This is a genomic window from Enterobacter sp. SES19 (assembly GCF_011765665.1).
In the GTDB taxonomy this organism is placed as follows: Bacteria; Pseudomonadota; Gammaproteobacteria; order Enterobacterales; family Enterobacteriaceae; genus Enterobacter; species Enterobacter pseudoroggenkampii.
In genome coordinates, this window is the sequence record NZ_CP050320.1 from 3,066,909 (window position 1) to 3,080,795 (window position 13,887).

The 13,887-nt window shown below is 55.6% G+C and carries 12 protein-coding genes; 4 read left to right on the forward strand and 8 right to left on the reverse strand.

The annotated features are described in order from the left end of the window. Positions 1 to 54: 54 nt before the first annotated feature. Positions 55 to 237, reverse strand: a complete 183-nt coding sequence (locus tag GXP72_RS14700) for a DUF2158 domain-containing protein (protein ID WP_208763037.1) — start codon at positions 235 to 237, stop codon at positions 55 to 57. A 78-nt stretch (positions 238 to 315) separates the two neighbouring features. Continuing rightward, on the reverse strand, positions 316 to 1,227 hold the full coding sequence (locus tag GXP72_RS14705; protein ID WP_032646386.1) for a DUF808 domain-containing protein: 912 nt from the start codon (positions 1,225 to 1,227) through the stop codon (positions 316 to 318). Positions 1,228 to 1,405: 178 nt separating this feature from the next. Here GXP72_RS14705 and yedA point away from each other — a divergent pair, with 178 nt between their 5' ends. Further along, positions 1,406 to 2,320, forward strand: a complete 915-nt coding sequence (gene yedA, locus GXP72_RS14710; protein WP_157189394.1) for a drug/metabolite exporter YedA — start codon at positions 1,406 to 1,408, stop codon at positions 2,318 to 2,320. Here yedA and GXP72_RS14715 read toward each other — a convergent pair. The 3 genes from GXP72_RS14715 to GXP72_RS14725 form a co-directional block, all read right to left on the reverse strand. Further along, positions 2,292 to 2,783 carry a very short patch repair endonuclease gene (locus GXP72_RS14715; RefSeq protein ID WP_048990623.1) on the reverse strand — a complete coding sequence of 164 codons (492 nt, stop codon included), beginning with the start codon at positions 2,781 to 2,783 and terminating at the stop codon, positions 2,292 to 2,294. The two genes, yedA and GXP72_RS14715, sit on opposite strands and share 29 nt — an antisense overlap. Continuing rightward, positions 2,764 to 4,179, reverse strand: a complete 1,416-nt coding sequence (locus tag GXP72_RS14720; RefSeq protein ID WP_061714842.1) for a DNA cytosine methyltransferase — start codon at positions 4,177 to 4,179, stop codon at positions 2,764 to 2,766. The genes GXP72_RS14715 and GXP72_RS14720 overlap by 20 nt, the downstream gene beginning before the upstream one ends. A 61-nt stretch (positions 4,180 to 4,240) precedes the next feature. Next, the gene (locus GXP72_RS14725) at positions 4,241 to 4,942 is read right to left on the reverse strand and encodes a phosphohydrolase (protein ID WP_090419710.1); all 702 of its coding nucleotides are present in this window, start codon (positions 4,940 to 4,942) and stop codon (positions 4,241 to 4,243) included. A 284-nt stretch (positions 4,943 to 5,226) separates the two neighbouring features. Between GXP72_RS14725 and ompC the strand changes: the two genes are divergently transcribed. Further along, a complete protein-coding gene (ompC, locus tag GXP72_RS14730; protein WP_024909742.1) occupies positions 5,227 to 6,390 on the forward strand; it encodes a porin OmpC in 1,164 nt (387 codons plus the stop codon). 55 nt (positions 6,391 to 6,445) lie between these two features. Here ompC and GXP72_RS14735 read toward each other — a convergent pair whose 3' ends face one another. Further along, a complete protein-coding gene (locus GXP72_RS14735; protein WP_208763038.1) occupies positions 6,446 to 7,309 on the reverse strand; it encodes an N-acetylmuramic acid 6-phosphate etherase in 864 nt (287 codons plus the stop codon). Positions 7,310 to 7,473: 164 nt separating this feature from the next. Between GXP72_RS14735 and GXP72_RS14740 the strand changes: the two genes are divergently transcribed. Next, the gene (locus GXP72_RS14740; RefSeq protein ID WP_208763039.1) at positions 7,474 to 9,090 is read left to right on the forward strand and encodes a sensor histidine kinase; all 1,617 of its coding nucleotides are present in this window, start codon (positions 7,474 to 7,476) and stop codon (positions 9,088 to 9,090) included. Further along, positions 9,087 to 9,806 carry a two-component system response regulator DcuR gene (gene dcuR, locus GXP72_RS14745; RefSeq protein ID WP_023336197.1) on the forward strand — a complete coding sequence of 240 codons (720 nt, stop codon included), beginning with the start codon at positions 9,087 to 9,089 and terminating at the stop codon, positions 9,804 to 9,806. The genes GXP72_RS14740 and dcuR overlap by 4 nt, the downstream gene beginning before the upstream one ends. Here the strand turns inward: dcuR and GXP72_RS14750 are convergent. Beyond that, positions 9,787 to 10,749 carry an FAD:protein FMN transferase gene (locus GXP72_RS14750; RefSeq protein WP_208763040.1) on the reverse strand — a complete coding sequence of 321 codons (963 nt, stop codon included), beginning with the start codon at positions 10,747 to 10,749 and terminating at the stop codon, positions 9,787 to 9,789. The genes dcuR and GXP72_RS14750 overlap by 20 nt on opposite strands. Positions 10,750 to 10,843: 94 nt before the next feature. After that, positions 10,844 to 13,624 carry a flavocytochrome c gene (locus tag GXP72_RS14755; RefSeq protein WP_090419695.1) on the reverse strand — a complete coding sequence of 927 codons (2,781 nt, stop codon included), beginning with the start codon at positions 13,622 to 13,624 and terminating at the stop codon, positions 10,844 to 10,846. Positions 13,625 to 13,887 lie beyond the last annotated feature (263 nt).

Consider the following 13,887-nt stretch of genomic DNA (forward strand, 5'->3'; position numbering starts at 1 on the left):
CCTTACACCCGGTACGTGAGATAAAAACGCCCGGCAAAGCCGGGCGTTATGTGATTAAGCCTTGTCCCGCTGGTGCTGCCCGTCCCCCGGCTGAAGCTCATCTTCACGAAATGCTTCCCGCTTGATGCTATAGCCATCGTGCCACCGACATTCCACCATTCCGCTGGAATACCCGGTGACAATCATACTTGGGCCGCCCTTCTTAGGCTTAACTTCATCACTGACCAAAAAGACCATACCTGCCTCCTGTATCAGGGTGAAACTGTTTCAATTTAGACGAGGAATGGTCTTTTTGCATCCCACAACGGGTAACAATTAGTGCGACGTGCCGCGTATTTTTTCAACCAGCTTGACCGCCGCGACCACGATAGCGCCAATGATAAAGCCCAGCACCAGATTCAGCAGCGTGGGCAGAATCGCCGCGACAACGGCACCCTGCGTCGAGGAAAAATGTTCGATAGCATGGTGCAGCGGCGCAATGCCGTGAACCACGATCCCGCCGCCCACGAGGAACATCGCCAGCGTGCCCACTACCGACAAACTCTTCATCAGCCACGGAGCCAGCACCAGCAGGCTTTTGCCGATGCCTCTTGCTACCGCGCTCGACTTTTCTTCCAGCCAGTAGCCGATATCATCCAGCTTCACGATCAGTCCCACCAGGCCGTACACGCCTACGGTGACCAGAATGGCGATGCCGGAGAGGATAAGAACCTGATTCAGGAGCGGTGCGTCGGACACGATGCCCAGCGTAATGGCGACAATCTCCGCGGACAGGATAAAGTCGGTCCGAATGGCGCCTTTGACCTTATCGCGTTCGAAGGTTTTCGGATCCTGAGCGGCCAGCGCTTCAAGACGCTGCTGGCGTACCTCCGGCGTATCGCTCTGCTTGCGTGCGCTAAAGGAGTGCAGAACCTTCTCAACGCCCTCGAAGCAGAGAAATGCCCCGCCAATCATCAGTAACGGCGTGATGGCCCAGGGAATGAATGCGCTGATCAGCAGCGCCAACGGCACCAGAATCACCTTATTCAGGAAGGAACCTTTTGCTACGCCCCACACCACCGGCAGTTCACGGTTTGCCCTCACCCCACTCACCTGCTGGGCGTTAAGCGATAAATCATCTCCCAGCACGCCTGCGGTTTTCTTCGCCGCCAGTTTTCCCATCACTGAAATGTCATCCAGTAAGGTGGCAATATCATCCAGCAATGTTAATAAGCTACTTCCTGCCAAAATCTTAATCCTTCATTTTTTGGTAATTAAGTGAATAGTATGGAGCAAAAGCGCCAACCCGGAAACAGGCACCTGACGTCAACAAAAAATTCACATCCGCTACACAATTAAAGGGCTCGCCAGCGCGATAGTTTTCGCGTTTACTATCAGCGAACTTTTTATTTCGTCGTGAGGGATTATGCGTTTCCGGCAACTGCTACCGCTCATCGGGGCACTCTTTTCGCTGTACATCATCTGGGGTTCAACCTACTTTGTCATTCGCATCGGCGTGGAAAGCTGGCCGCCGCTGATGATGGCGGGCATTCGCTTCCTCTCGGCGGGCATCCTGCTGCTGGCCTTCCTGCTGCTGCGCGGGCATAAGCTCCCCCCACTGCGCCCGATGCTGAACGCCGCCCTGATCGGCCTGCTGCTGCTGGCGGTGGGTAACGGGTTTGTGACGATTGCCGAGCACCAGAAGGTCCCGTCCGGGATCGCCGCCGTGGTCGTTGCCACCGTACCGCTGTTTACCCTCTGCTTTAGCCGCCTTTTCGGTATCCGCACCCGCAAGCTGGAATGGCTGGGGATCGGTATTGGCCTGGCCGGCATTGTTCTGCTCAACAGTGGCGGTAACCTGAGCGGGAATCCGTGGGGCGCGGTGATTATCCTGATTGGCTCGATGAGCTGGGCGTTTGGTTCCGTCTACGGTTCGCGTATCGAACTGCCGACCGGCATGATGGCAGGCGCGATAGAGATGCTCGCCGCGGGGATTGTCCTGCTGCTAGCCTCCGCGCTGACGGGAGAAACGCTGACCGCGCTGCCGGACCTGTCGGGCTTTCTCGCGGTAGGGTATCTGGCGCTGTTTGGCTCTATCATCGCCATTAATGCCTATATGTTCCTGATCCGCAACGTCTCCCCGGCTGTCGCCACCAGCTACGCCTACGTCAACCCGGTCGTGGCCGTGCTGCTCGGGACGGGACTGGGGGGAGAAACGCTCTCACCTGTGGAATGGATTGCTCTTGGGATCATCGTATTTGCCGTCGTGCTGGTCACGCTGGGCAAATACTTGCTGCCGGCAAAACCGGTGGTCACCCCTTGCGAGGTTGAGAAACCGTAAGCAGGTGAATGCCCTGCGTGTCGATCTGCGCGGTCTGGCCGCCGCCGCAGATCCACTCTTCCAGCCGTTCGCTCAGATCGGCATCGTTCAGCTTTAATCTGCCTCTCAGCGCACACTCCCAGACGATCAGCACCCGCCAGCCCTGCGCCAGCAGCGTGGTCAGATCCCGCTTGTCGCGCTCGACGTTCTTGCCAATCTTATCCAGCCAGAAATCGGTGCGCGTCGCCGGGACTTTAAACAGATAGCAGTCATGATGGTGCCAGAAACAGCCGTGGGTAAAGATGATGCACTGCCAGGCGTCGATGACGAAATCCGGCCGGCCCGCAAGCGCGGGATCCTGCACGCGGAAGTCAAAGCCCGCCTGCGTCAGCAGCCCGGCCAGTCGCTTTTCGATGGCGGTGTCACGCGTGCCGATGGCACGCATGTTTTTGCTGCGCGTCGCCTTATCGTGAACATCCGTCATTGACGGCCTCACCCTGACGGAGCGCCACCGCCTGTCTGATGCGCGAGGCCAGCAGTTTGGCCACAGCGGCGAACGCGGGAACCACCACCGAATTACCAAACTGGCGGTACGCCTGGGTATCCGAGACCGGAATGCGGAAGCGATAACCCTGCGGCGTTTCAAAGCCCATCAGCCGGGCGCATTCGCGGGGCGTTAAGCGTCGCGGACGGTGACGCTGATTATGCGGATCGTCAAAATCTTTTTCACCCAGCGCCTTGTCCCACCCTCTGTCGATCAGGATTTCCGCGCCGTCTTTGTAGTAGCGAGCAGACAGCGTGCGGGTCACGCTGTGCGGATCGTTCGGGTTTACCATCCCAAAACCGAAGCCGTTACCCTTTGCCTGATGTTTCTTGGCATAGCGGTAGAGGTATTTCCACAGCACCGGGGTGAGGATAAATTTCGCGTCAACGACGGGTTCCAGCAGGTCGGCCACCGTAGGACGCCGCTCGGGATACAAAGACGGGATATCCCGCAGGGTGAAATCCCCCTTGAGATTGAGATCGCGGCGGAAACCCACCAGCACGATACGTTCGCGGTGCTGGGGCAGGAAATGTTTCCCATCAATGATTTTGGGATCGTCCGCGCCCATGTCCTGTGAATCGGCCACGTCATAACCCAGCTCATCCAGCGTTTGCATGATAATGCGGAAGGTTTTCCCGCCGTCGTGGCTTTTTAAGTTTTTGACGTTTTCCAGTACAAAAATGGCCGGACGACGGGCGTCAATAATGCGCGCCACGTCAAAAAACAGCGTTCCCTGGGTATCACAGGCGAAACCGTGGGCGCGTCCAAGAGCATTTTTTTTAGAGACACCGGCCAGCGAGAAAGGCTGACACGGGAAGCCGGCCAGCAGCACATCATGCGCCGGGATCGTCTGACGAATGTGTTCGGCGGCCTGTTCATCGCTCACGCCGCTTTTATGGCTCAGGGTGACATCGCGGATATCCGCGTTGAAATGATGCTCGTGCGGATCGCAGTACCAGTTGGCCTTGTAGGTACGCACGGCGTGTTTGTTCCACTCGCTGGTAAACACGCACTGGCCGCCGATGGCTTCAAAACCGTGCCGAATGCCGCCGATACCGGCAAACAGATCGATAAAGCGGAAGGCATAGTTCGGGTGCGCGGCAGAAGGACGCGGAAGCAGGTTTTGCAGATAACGAAACTCGCCTTCACTCAGGCGACGCCCTGCTCGCTCGCTGGTCAGCAGACGTTTAAGGATCGCCGGGCTCCAGTGGCTCTCGCCGTGCGCCACCAGCAGACTGGCCAGCGTTTTAGCATCATAGATATCCAACAGCTGGCGCAGTAAGGCCTGCACCGTTGCCGTTGATTTCTCAGCCTGCGCGGGCGCGGGCTCTGTCACTGATCGATTTTCCTGCATTCTTTTAACCGGAGAATAAAGACTGGGAACAGATTACCACAGTTCAGTTGCGCAAACTGCGACGGAAGCGGTTCAACACCTGGCTATCCAGCCCGAGGCAGTCGCCGTGTAATTCGGCGCTGAGTTTCGCCATAAACTGGATCAGGAAATCGGCATTGTGACGTGCCAGCTCGCGGCCCATTTCCGTTTGCATTGTATCAGGCAATCTCAACAGCTTGGTCTGAAAATGGTCGAGGGCAAACGCACGGTCGTCGAGGGGACGCGCATCGGCAAAGGGATCGTCGGCGTCAAAAAGCGGCACGCCCAGCGCGCCCGAGATTGCAAAGACGCGCGCCAGGCCGATAGCGCCTAACGCTTCCAGCCGGTCAGCATCCTGCACAATTTTGGCTTCCATACTCTGCGGCGCAATCCCGGCGCTGAAGCTGTGTGCCTCAATCGCGTGCGCAACGGCGGCAGCGTGCTCTGGCGGAAAGTCCGGGAAGTCGCGGCGCAGAATGTCACCCGTCTTGCGTGCTGCCAGCTCTGATGACCGGCTGCGTTCGGGATGGTTTTTCGGCAGGCTGACAATATCGTGAAAATAGCATGCGGTCAGGATCACCAGCGGCTCCACCGTGTGGTGAACCATGATTTTTTGCGCCGTCATCCAGACCCGTCGAAAATGTGAAATATCATGTGCGGTATCGTCGGTGCTGTGGTTTTCCTCGAGCCAGCGCTCAAATCTGTGCTGCCACCGGGCAAGTTCCATCGTCATGTCCTGTTGTTTCAATGAGAGTGAAATATAAAATAGCTGAATTAAAACAATTTAAAAATAGAATTCCGAAATACTTAATAATAATTACACCATATAAATTCAATGAATTAATTCACTGGAAAAATAAAGAGATTAATAGAAATATTTAGCAATATTTCATCGAATTTAATTACATTTATTTTTGAAACTAAATGACATCTTCTGGAATAGTATCAACCCTGTAATTACGGAGAGTAATTACATATATTCATATAAATTATCTTTTAAGGGAATATATAATGAAAAGAAAAGTTCTGGCAATTCTGGTACCCGCGTTATTAATGGCAGGCGCAGCAAATGCGGCTGAGATGTACAACAAAAACGGCAACAAAGTTGACCTGTACGGCAAAGTCGATGCGCGTCACACCTTCTCTGACAACCCTGGCGACGACGGTGACGAAACCTATGTGCAGATTGGTTTCAAAGGCGAAACCCAGATCGCTAACGACCTGATCGGTTACGGCCAGTGGGAATACAAAACCTACGCTAACGATACCGAAGGCGCGGGTGACAAATCCTTTAACCGTCTGGCATACGCTGGCCTGAAATATGGCGAATACGGTTCATTTGATTATGGCCGTAATTACGGCGTCGTGTATGACGTAGAAGCCTGGACCGATATGCTGCCTGTATTTGGCGGTGACTCTTACACCTGGACCGATAACTTTATGAACGGTCGTGCTAACGGTCTGGCAACCTACCGTAACCAGGATTTCTTCGGTCTGGTTGAGGGGCTGAATTTCGCGCTGCAGTATCAGGGCGCGAACGAAGGCCAGGATGCAACAGAAGATCAGGAAGGCACGAAAAACGGTCATAAAGACGTACGCTTCCAGAACGGCGACGGCTTCGGCATGTCTACCTCTTATGACTTCTCTGGCGATCTCTCCGGCCTGAGCCTGGGTGCTGCGTACTCGTCTTCTGACCGTACTAACGCACAAGAAGCTGCGGGGGTGAATAATGCGCGCTTTGCCAGCGGTAAAACAGCAGAAGCATGGACCATTGGTGCGAAATATGACGCCAATAACGTCTACCTGGCGATGATGTATGCTGAAACCCGCAACATGACGCCATACGGTGATTATGGTATTGCAGATCAGACTCAGAACTTCGAAGCGGTAGCACAGTACCAGTTCGACTTCGGCCTGCGTCCATCCCTGGCATGGGTTTACTCCAGGGGCAAGGACATGACTTATCCAGGCAACGCCAGCAACCCTCAGGGTCAACATGGCGACATGGACCTGGTTAACTATATCGACCTGGGAATGACCTACAGCTTTAACAAGAATTTCTCTACCTATGTTGACTACAAAATCAACATGCTGGACAACGATGATAGCTTCTACGAAGCCAATGGTATTTCCACCGATGACATCGTTGGCGTAGGCATGACCTACCAGTTCTAATCTCCAAAAATATCAAAGGCCGCAATTGCGGCCTTTTTTATATCTTCACTTTATATTACGGCGCTTCCTGCAGCGCCACGCGGATAAACCCGTTATTCTGCGCCAGCAGTTCATGGGCTTTCCACGCATCCAGCCCAGTCAGCACCATCAATACCGCCGTTTTACAGTGATGGTTACAGCTCTCCAGCGCGGCTTTTGCCTCCGTCCTGCTGCATCCCCCCGCTTCCATCACAATCGCGATTTGTCGTTCAGCCCATTTGGTTGTGCCTGCCTCAAGATCCACCCGCAAGTTGCTGTAAACCCGTCCGGTTCGGACGGCCAGCCCGGTGGCGATCATCGAGAGGATCATTTTCTGCGCAATCCCCGCTTTGGTGTTGAGATAGCCTGCGACGACGTCGGCCCCCAGCTCCGGAGCGATAACCATGCTCGCCAGCTGTGCAGCTTCACTTTGCGCATCACCGGTAATAATGGCGACCGGTGAACCCAGCGACCACGCATGGCGCATTGCCCCCCAGACCCACGGCGTTTTTCCGCTGACGGTCACGGCCAGCATCATATCGTGTTCACCAAACTTGATGGCCTGCAAATCGGCAACGCCGCGCTCGTAGCTCCCTTCCCCCTCTTGTGCCGTAACGGCCACCACCGGGGTTTTGCCCGGCGCATAATCATCGGCAACCTGTTGCGCAATGCGCCCTGACGGCCCAGCGCCAACGATGACCAGTCGACCGCCGTGGCTGAGCGTCGCAGCGGCGTTGTCCACCACGCGGGCGAGAGTAGGTAAACAGGGGGTAATCGCAGCAGAAATGAGTGCATCATCCTGGTGAATGACTTTCAGCATGTCCAGCGTGGACAATCTATCAATATTCATCGTGCTGGCGTGCCGTCTTTCCTTGACCGAACCGGTAAGCATAATGCTCATAAACAGCCTCCTTATTATGAGTACCCACACACTATAAAGTGTTTTATATAGATGACCTGCGAGGAGGGTCACGAAAAGAGGACCAAATCCACGCCTTTACATGGCTTTAAGAAAAGCGCGTCATCGGCGATAATTACCCCTTTCTTAATCATCGCGGAGTGTTGATGATCGATTTGCAGCCTTTCCTTTCGACGCGCAAGCGCCCCATGAAACTGAACACGCTGGTCACGTTGATGGTGTGCGCGATTATTGCCTCTGTGCTGCTGGTGGTCTTTGCGCTTTACTCCGTACAAATCACCCGGGCGACCCGCGATGATGTTAAAGACACTGCGCTCGGCATTGCCCGCACCCTCGCCGACAGCCCCGAGATACAGCGCGGCCTGATGCAGGCACCGCAGGAGAATATTATTCAGCCCATCGCCCAGGCGGTGACAAAACGAAACGATCTGCTGTTCACCGTGGTCACCGATATGCGCGGGATCCGCTATTCACACCCGAACGAGGCGCTGCTGGGGCTGCATTTTATCGGCGATGATTTAACCCCCGCGCTGGAAGGCAAAGAGAACGTATCGGTTAACCGGGGCGCGCTCGCCGAAGCGCTGCGCGTTTTTACGCCCGTCTACGACGGCCAGCACGAGCAGATCGGCGTGGTGGTGGTCGGTATCTCCCTGAATAAGGTTGAAGAGCAGATTGCCCGCGGGCGGCTAAACGCCGTCTGGACCATTTTATTCAGTATTTTTATGAGCTCCATGGCAATTTGGGGCCTGGTGCGGGTACTGAAACGCATCCTGTTCGGACTCGAACCTTACGAAATTTCCGCCCTGTTCGAACAACGTCAGGCGATGCTACAGTCGCTTCGGGAGGGGGTGCTGGCCGTCGATATTCACGGACGGGTGACGATGATCAACCAGACCGCCAGAGAAATATTGCTTCTCCCCTCCGGCAAGCAGACCGAAAACGCCAGCGCGCCCCTGCTGGCCAGCCTGCGTGAAGTCTCAAAGACGGGCGTCGCGCGCCAGGATCAGGAGATCAGCTGTAACGGGCGTCTGTTGCTGTGCAATATGGTGCCCGTTAAAAGTCAGGATCGGGTGATCGGCGCCATCACCACCTTCCGTGATAAAACGGAAATCAGCCAGCTGATGCAGCGTATTGATGGCATGGTCAACTACGTCGACGCCCTGCGCAGCCATACGCACGAGTTTATGAATAAACTGCATGTGATCCTGGGCCTGCTGCACATGAAGCGCTACGACAAGCTGGAAGAGTACATCCTGCAGACGGCACAAAATTACCAGACGGATATCGGTACGATACAGAGCAAGGTAAAATCCCCGGTTATCGCCGGGTTCCTGCTGGGTAAAATCAACCGGGCGAAAGAAGCGGGCGTCACCCTGACGCTGGCAGATGAATGCCAGATACCGGATACCGCGAGTGAAGAACAGGTCGCGGTGCTGATCACCGCGCTGGGTAACCTCATTGAAAACGCGCTTGACGCGATGGAAGGACAGCAGGAAGGTGAGATCGGCCTGCTGCTGCATTATCAGAATGGCTGGCTAAGCTGTGAAGTCAGCGACGATGGCCCCGGCATTGATCCCGCTCAGCTGGAGTCTATTTTTACCAAGGGCTTCTCAACAAAAGGTGAAAACCGCGGCGTTGGGCTGTTCCTTGCTCGCCAGCAAATCCAGAACCTCGGCGGCGATATCACCGTCGAGTCTGAGCCAGGCGTATTTACCCAATTTTTTGTTCACATCCCCTGGGATAGCGAGAGGAATATCGCGTGATAAATGTATTAATTGTCGATGATGACGCCATGGTAGCCGACCTCAACCGTCTGTATGTCAACCGTGTTGAAGGTTTTAGCTGCTGCGGCGTCGCCTCCACGCTAAACCAGGCCGAGGCCATCATTAATAACCCCGGACAGCCTGTCGATCTGGTGCTGCTGGATGTCTATATGCAGCAGGATAACGGTCTGGATTTGCTGCCCGTTATTCGCGCATCCGGTCGCCCAATCGATGTGATTATGATCTCGTCCGCTGCCGACGCCGCCACGATCCAGACCTCCATTCATTACGGCGTGGTGGATTATCTGATCAAGCCGTTCCAGTTCCCCCGCTTTGAAGAGGCGCTGAACGGCTGGAAGGCAAAGCACAATCTGATGGGTTCGCACCAGTATTATGAGCAGGCCGACGTCGACCGGCTGATCCACGGCGGGGCGCCGGAACTGGCCGACAGTAAAAAGCTGCCGAAGGGGTTAACGCCGCAAACGCTGCGCACGATTTGCCAGTGGATTGACGCTCACCCGGAGACGGAGTTTTCTACCGATGACCTGGCAAACGCCGTCAATATTTCCCGCGTGTCCTGCCGTAAATACCTGATTTGGCTCGCGCAAATCAATATTCTGTTCACCAGCATTCATTACGGCGCCACCGGCCGGCCGGTGTATCGCTACCGTCTCCAGCCGGAGCAAACCGGCCTGCTCAAGCAATACTGTCAGTAACGCGGTAGTCGTTATCCAGCAGGGTAAAGCGGAAGTGGTGCATCGAGGAGATCACCACTTCTTTTTTTTTGGTCACAAAGATTGCTTCAATATCGGGTCGCGCGCGCAGGGCAGCACAGCCCTTCTCCACACCCATGCCGTACATCAGCGTGGTCCAGATATCACCGTCGATGGAGTCTTTCGAAATAATCGTCACGCTGTCCAGTTCGTTGTCCAGCGGATAGCCGGTGCGCGGATCGAGAATGTGGTGATAGCGCTTGCCGTTTTGTTCGAAGTAGCGCTCATACGTTCCCGACGTCACGACGGACAGGTTCTCTACGGTCATCGTGCCGATCAGCGCGTCACCGGCGAACGGTTTTTTCAGCCCCACGCCCCAGCCCCCCTCCGGCGAGCCTAACGTCTGGATGTTTCCGCCAAGGTTGATCAGCCCCAGCTCAGCCCCCTCTTTACGAAGGTAATCACGCACCCTGTCGGCGATATAGCCTTTGGCGATGGCCCCCAGATCGATCTCCATCCCCGCCCGGGTCAGAAACACGCTGAAGCTGGCCTCATCAAGGAGAACATCCTCTGGGCGGGTCATCGCCAGCAGCGACGCGATTTCATCGGCAGGCGGAACGCTGTCCCCCTGAAAACCAATCTTCCAGCGCTTCACCAGCGGACCGATCGCCAGATTAAAGGCGCTGTCCTTGAGCAGGCTTGCCGCTTTTGCACAGCGGATCAGCTCAAACACCGGTCGGCTGACGGTAACCGGATGCTGGCCGGCCGCATGGTTGATATCCATCACCTGCGAGTGCGCGCGGTTAACGGTAAGCAGGTCTTCGTACTGTTTGATCAGGCGAAACACGCGGGACGCGAGGGCTTCGTCATGGGAGAAGAGCTTCAGGAGGATGGGTGAGCCCATCAGGACGGCGGAGTAGCTGTAAACGCGATGGCTATCAGGCATGGTATGAGTCCTCAGATGTAGCCCCGGCAAGCACCGCGCCGCCGGGGAAAATGCCGGATAGCGCTGCACGCATCCGGCCTACATAGCAGGTGCCTTACCTCTTTTTCGAACGCAGAGCCGCCTGATGTCCTGCAAGGGTACCAAAAATAATGATATCTGCCACCGCGTTACCGCCGATACGGTTACCGCCGTGGATCCCGCCGACCACTTCACCGGCCGCAAACGCCCCTGGCAGCACGTTGTGGTTGCTGTCCAGCACGCAGGTTTCGGTGTTGATGGTCACGCCGCCCATGGTGTGGTGCACGCCCGGCGCAATCTGAATGGCGTAGAACGGCCCTTCGTTGATCGGTGCACGCAGCGCGGTGGTACGACCAAAATCGTCATCGTGCTGTTTCTCAACGAAACCGTTGTAACGTTCCAGGGTCGCGAGGAAAGCGTGGTAATCCATGCCGAGCGCTTCTGCCAGGGCTTTCGGCGAGCTGGCGCTGGTCACGAAGCCTTTGGCAATGTACTCATCCGCGGCTTTGTTTTTGGCGCGTACGTGCTCGTCAAAGACGATGTAAGCGTATTTCTCCGGCAGCGCGATGATTGACGCCGAGACTTTATCGCGGGTCGACATTTCGTTGTAGAAGCGCTCCCCTTTCTGATTGACCAGAATCGCCCCCCCGCCGCGAATGGATTCGGAAATCAGGTACGAGGTTTTCTGCTCGACGGTTGGGTGAATTTGGATTTCGCCCATATCCACAGTGCCCGCCCCGATACGCTCCAGCAGCGCGATGCCGCCGCCGGTAGCCCCTTTGTGGTTGGTGGTGACGAACCCTTCCAGATCCGGACGGTATTTCACAACCATCTGGCTGTTGGCGCTGAAGCCGCCGGTTGCCACAATCACGCTTTTCGCTGCCACGGTGATGGTTTCATTCTCTTCGGTGGTCAGGCGCACGCCGGTGACTTCACCGTTTTCGAAGAGGATGTCGCTGACGGAGGTATCCAGCATCACCTCGATGTTGCGTTTGTTAACGTTACGCACCAGGCCGCTAATCAGGTAACCGCCCACCGCAGAACCGTCTTTTGGACGGTGAGTACGGTCGATGCTCATCCCGCCGGTGGTGGTGATGTCGTTCAGCATAATGCCGCGGGTTGCCAGCCACTCAATTGCCTGCGGCGCGTTCTCGACAAAGCGACGCAGCAGTTCAGGGTTGTTCTTGTTGCCGCCGCCTTTCAGGCTTTCCTGGTAGAACAGCTCTTTGCTGTCCTGAATGCCCTTCACGCGCTGGAAGCGGGTTTCAGCGGCGTTCATACCGGCAGAGGCTTTAATGGTGTTCCCGCCGATGGTCGGCATTTTCTCGACAATCAGCACGCTCGCGCCTTCGTCGTGCGCCTGAATCGCCGCCGCCAGACCGGCGCCGCCGCTGCCGACAACCACCACGTCCACGCTGCGGGTTTCGTTCGGGTCAACGCCCTCTTCCGCTGCCAGCGCCTTGCTGGACTTCAGCATCGCTTTCGAGACCGCTTTCTTCACCGCTTCACTCTGGCTGGTTGCGCCGGTGATGGCATCCACGTGCGGGGTATTAGCGTCCAGAATGCGGGTACGGATCTCTTCAAAGCTGGTCACAAACTCAACGTCTTCACTCGGGCCGGAGGCCAGCTCGATGTCCGCAATGCGGTCGGTTTCCAGGCTGACGTTAATCACCAGTTCGTTAGCGTCATCCTGCACTTTCTCAGCAAAGGTACCCGGTTTGAATTTGGATTCGCCCATGCTCATGTCGCGGATCATCGCTTCTACCAGCGAGAAGCGCCACAGCGGTTCAGGAATGCTCAACGCCTCGCGTTTGGTGCTGTCCATAAACAGCTCAAGGCTTTCGCCAGCCGCGATACGGTCTGTCCAGTCCGGATAAGCGATGGTGGCGCGGCCCACGGCAATCAGGTCGTAACCGTGGTCAAGCGCTTCATTCACGTCTGAAGCATTCACCACGCCGCCCACGCCCATGACCGGAACCTGCGCCAGCGTTTCAGAACGCATCGCGCAGTATTTTTCGATAAGCGGCGTAGGGTCCTGGGTGTCGACAATGGAAGGTCGCAGGGTGGCGCCGACGGAGAAGTGCAGGTAGTCCACGCCGCGCGCCGCCAGTTTCTCCAGCAGGTACATGGTGTCGTCAAAGCGGATGCCCGGGATTTCCATCTCTTCAGGGGAGAAGCGGTAGCCAATAATAAACGCGTCGTCCGCGTACTGGCGCACCATCTTATGGGTGATATCCAGCACCGCCAGCGGGAACTTCGCGCGGTTATCGCGGCTGCCGCCCCACTCGTCATCGCGCTGGTTTGAATTCGGTGAGTAAAACTGCTGAATCAGATAGGTATTCGCCCCGTGGATTTCCACGCCGTCGAAACCGGCCTGGATGGCGCGGCGCACGGCCTCACCAAACTTGCCGATCATGCCTTCAACTTCTTCAGCGGTCAGAGCAACTGGCGTTGCGGCACCTTCACGCGGCGCAGCTACGGCGCTCGGGCCAACCGGGGTACGGCCACCAATCAGTTTCGGGTCAACCATGCGGCCGCCGTGGTAGATCTGCAGCAGCGCCTTAGAGCCTTTGGACTTAATGGCCTCTGCGATTTTCGCCAGCCCGGCAATTTTCTCGTCATTATCAATACCGATTGCGCCCGGGAAGGCGAGGCCGAGATCGTCGACGAAGCAGCACTCCACAATGATGGTGCCGATACTGCCGGAACGGGCACGATAGTACTCCACCAGTTCACTGGTGACGGTGCCGTCGTAATAGCCGGTACAGGTGGTCATAGGGGCCATTAACAAACGGTTTTTCAGTTCAGTACCATTCGGTAATGTGAAGGGGCTAAGAATGCGTTCGTTAGTGCTCATAATAGAAACTCCAAACTTTTAAAAATTAAGAATTCGTTATCGGATTGGTTTTTTAGTTCGTCGTTATTTGCCGATGTCATGATATTAATATAATGATTTTTTTAGCTTCTAAAGTTATTACGTTAGTTAAAAAACTATTTAATCCCTGCAATAACACAAATAACACATTGGTGTTAGCGAATGTAATTCAGTCATTCACAATAATTTAAAATTCGTTAAATAATCAATGGTAAAACCATTTCACCGTAACACATGAAAATCAT

Coding starts and splice junctions, on each gene's coding strand:
- GXP72_RS14700 (WP_208763037.1), bottom strand. CDS start 237: ATGGTCTTTTTGGTCAGTGATGAAGTTAAGCCTAAGAAGGGCGGCCCA.
- yedA (WP_157189394.1), top strand. CDS start 1,406: ATGCGTTTCCGGCAACTGCTACCGCTCATCGGGGCACTCTTTTCGCTG.
- GXP72_RS14715 (WP_048990623.1), bottom strand. CDS start 2,783: ATGACGGATGTTCACGATAAGGCGACGCGCAGCAAAAACATGCGTGCC.
- GXP72_RS14725 (WP_090419710.1), bottom strand. CDS start 4,942: ATGGAACTTGCCCGGTGGCAGCACAGATTTGAGCGCTGGCTCGAGGAA.
- ompC (WP_024909742.1), top strand. CDS start 5,227: ATGAAAAGAAAAGTTCTGGCAATTCTGGTACCCGCGTTATTAATGGCA.
- GXP72_RS14735 (WP_208763038.1), bottom strand. CDS start 7,309: ATGAGCATTATGCTTACCGGTTCGGTCAAGGAAAGACGGCACGCCAGC.
- GXP72_RS14740 (WP_208763039.1), top strand. CDS start 7,474: ATGATCGATTTGCAGCCTTTCCTTTCGACGCGCAAGCGCCCCATGAAA.
- GXP72_RS14750 (WP_208763040.1), bottom strand. CDS start 10,749: ATGCCTGATAGCCATCGCGTTTACAGCTACTCCGCCGTCCTGATGGGC.
- GXP72_RS14755 (WP_090419695.1), bottom strand. CDS start 13,624: ATGAGCACTAACGAACGCATTCTTAGCCCCTTCACATTACCGAATGGT.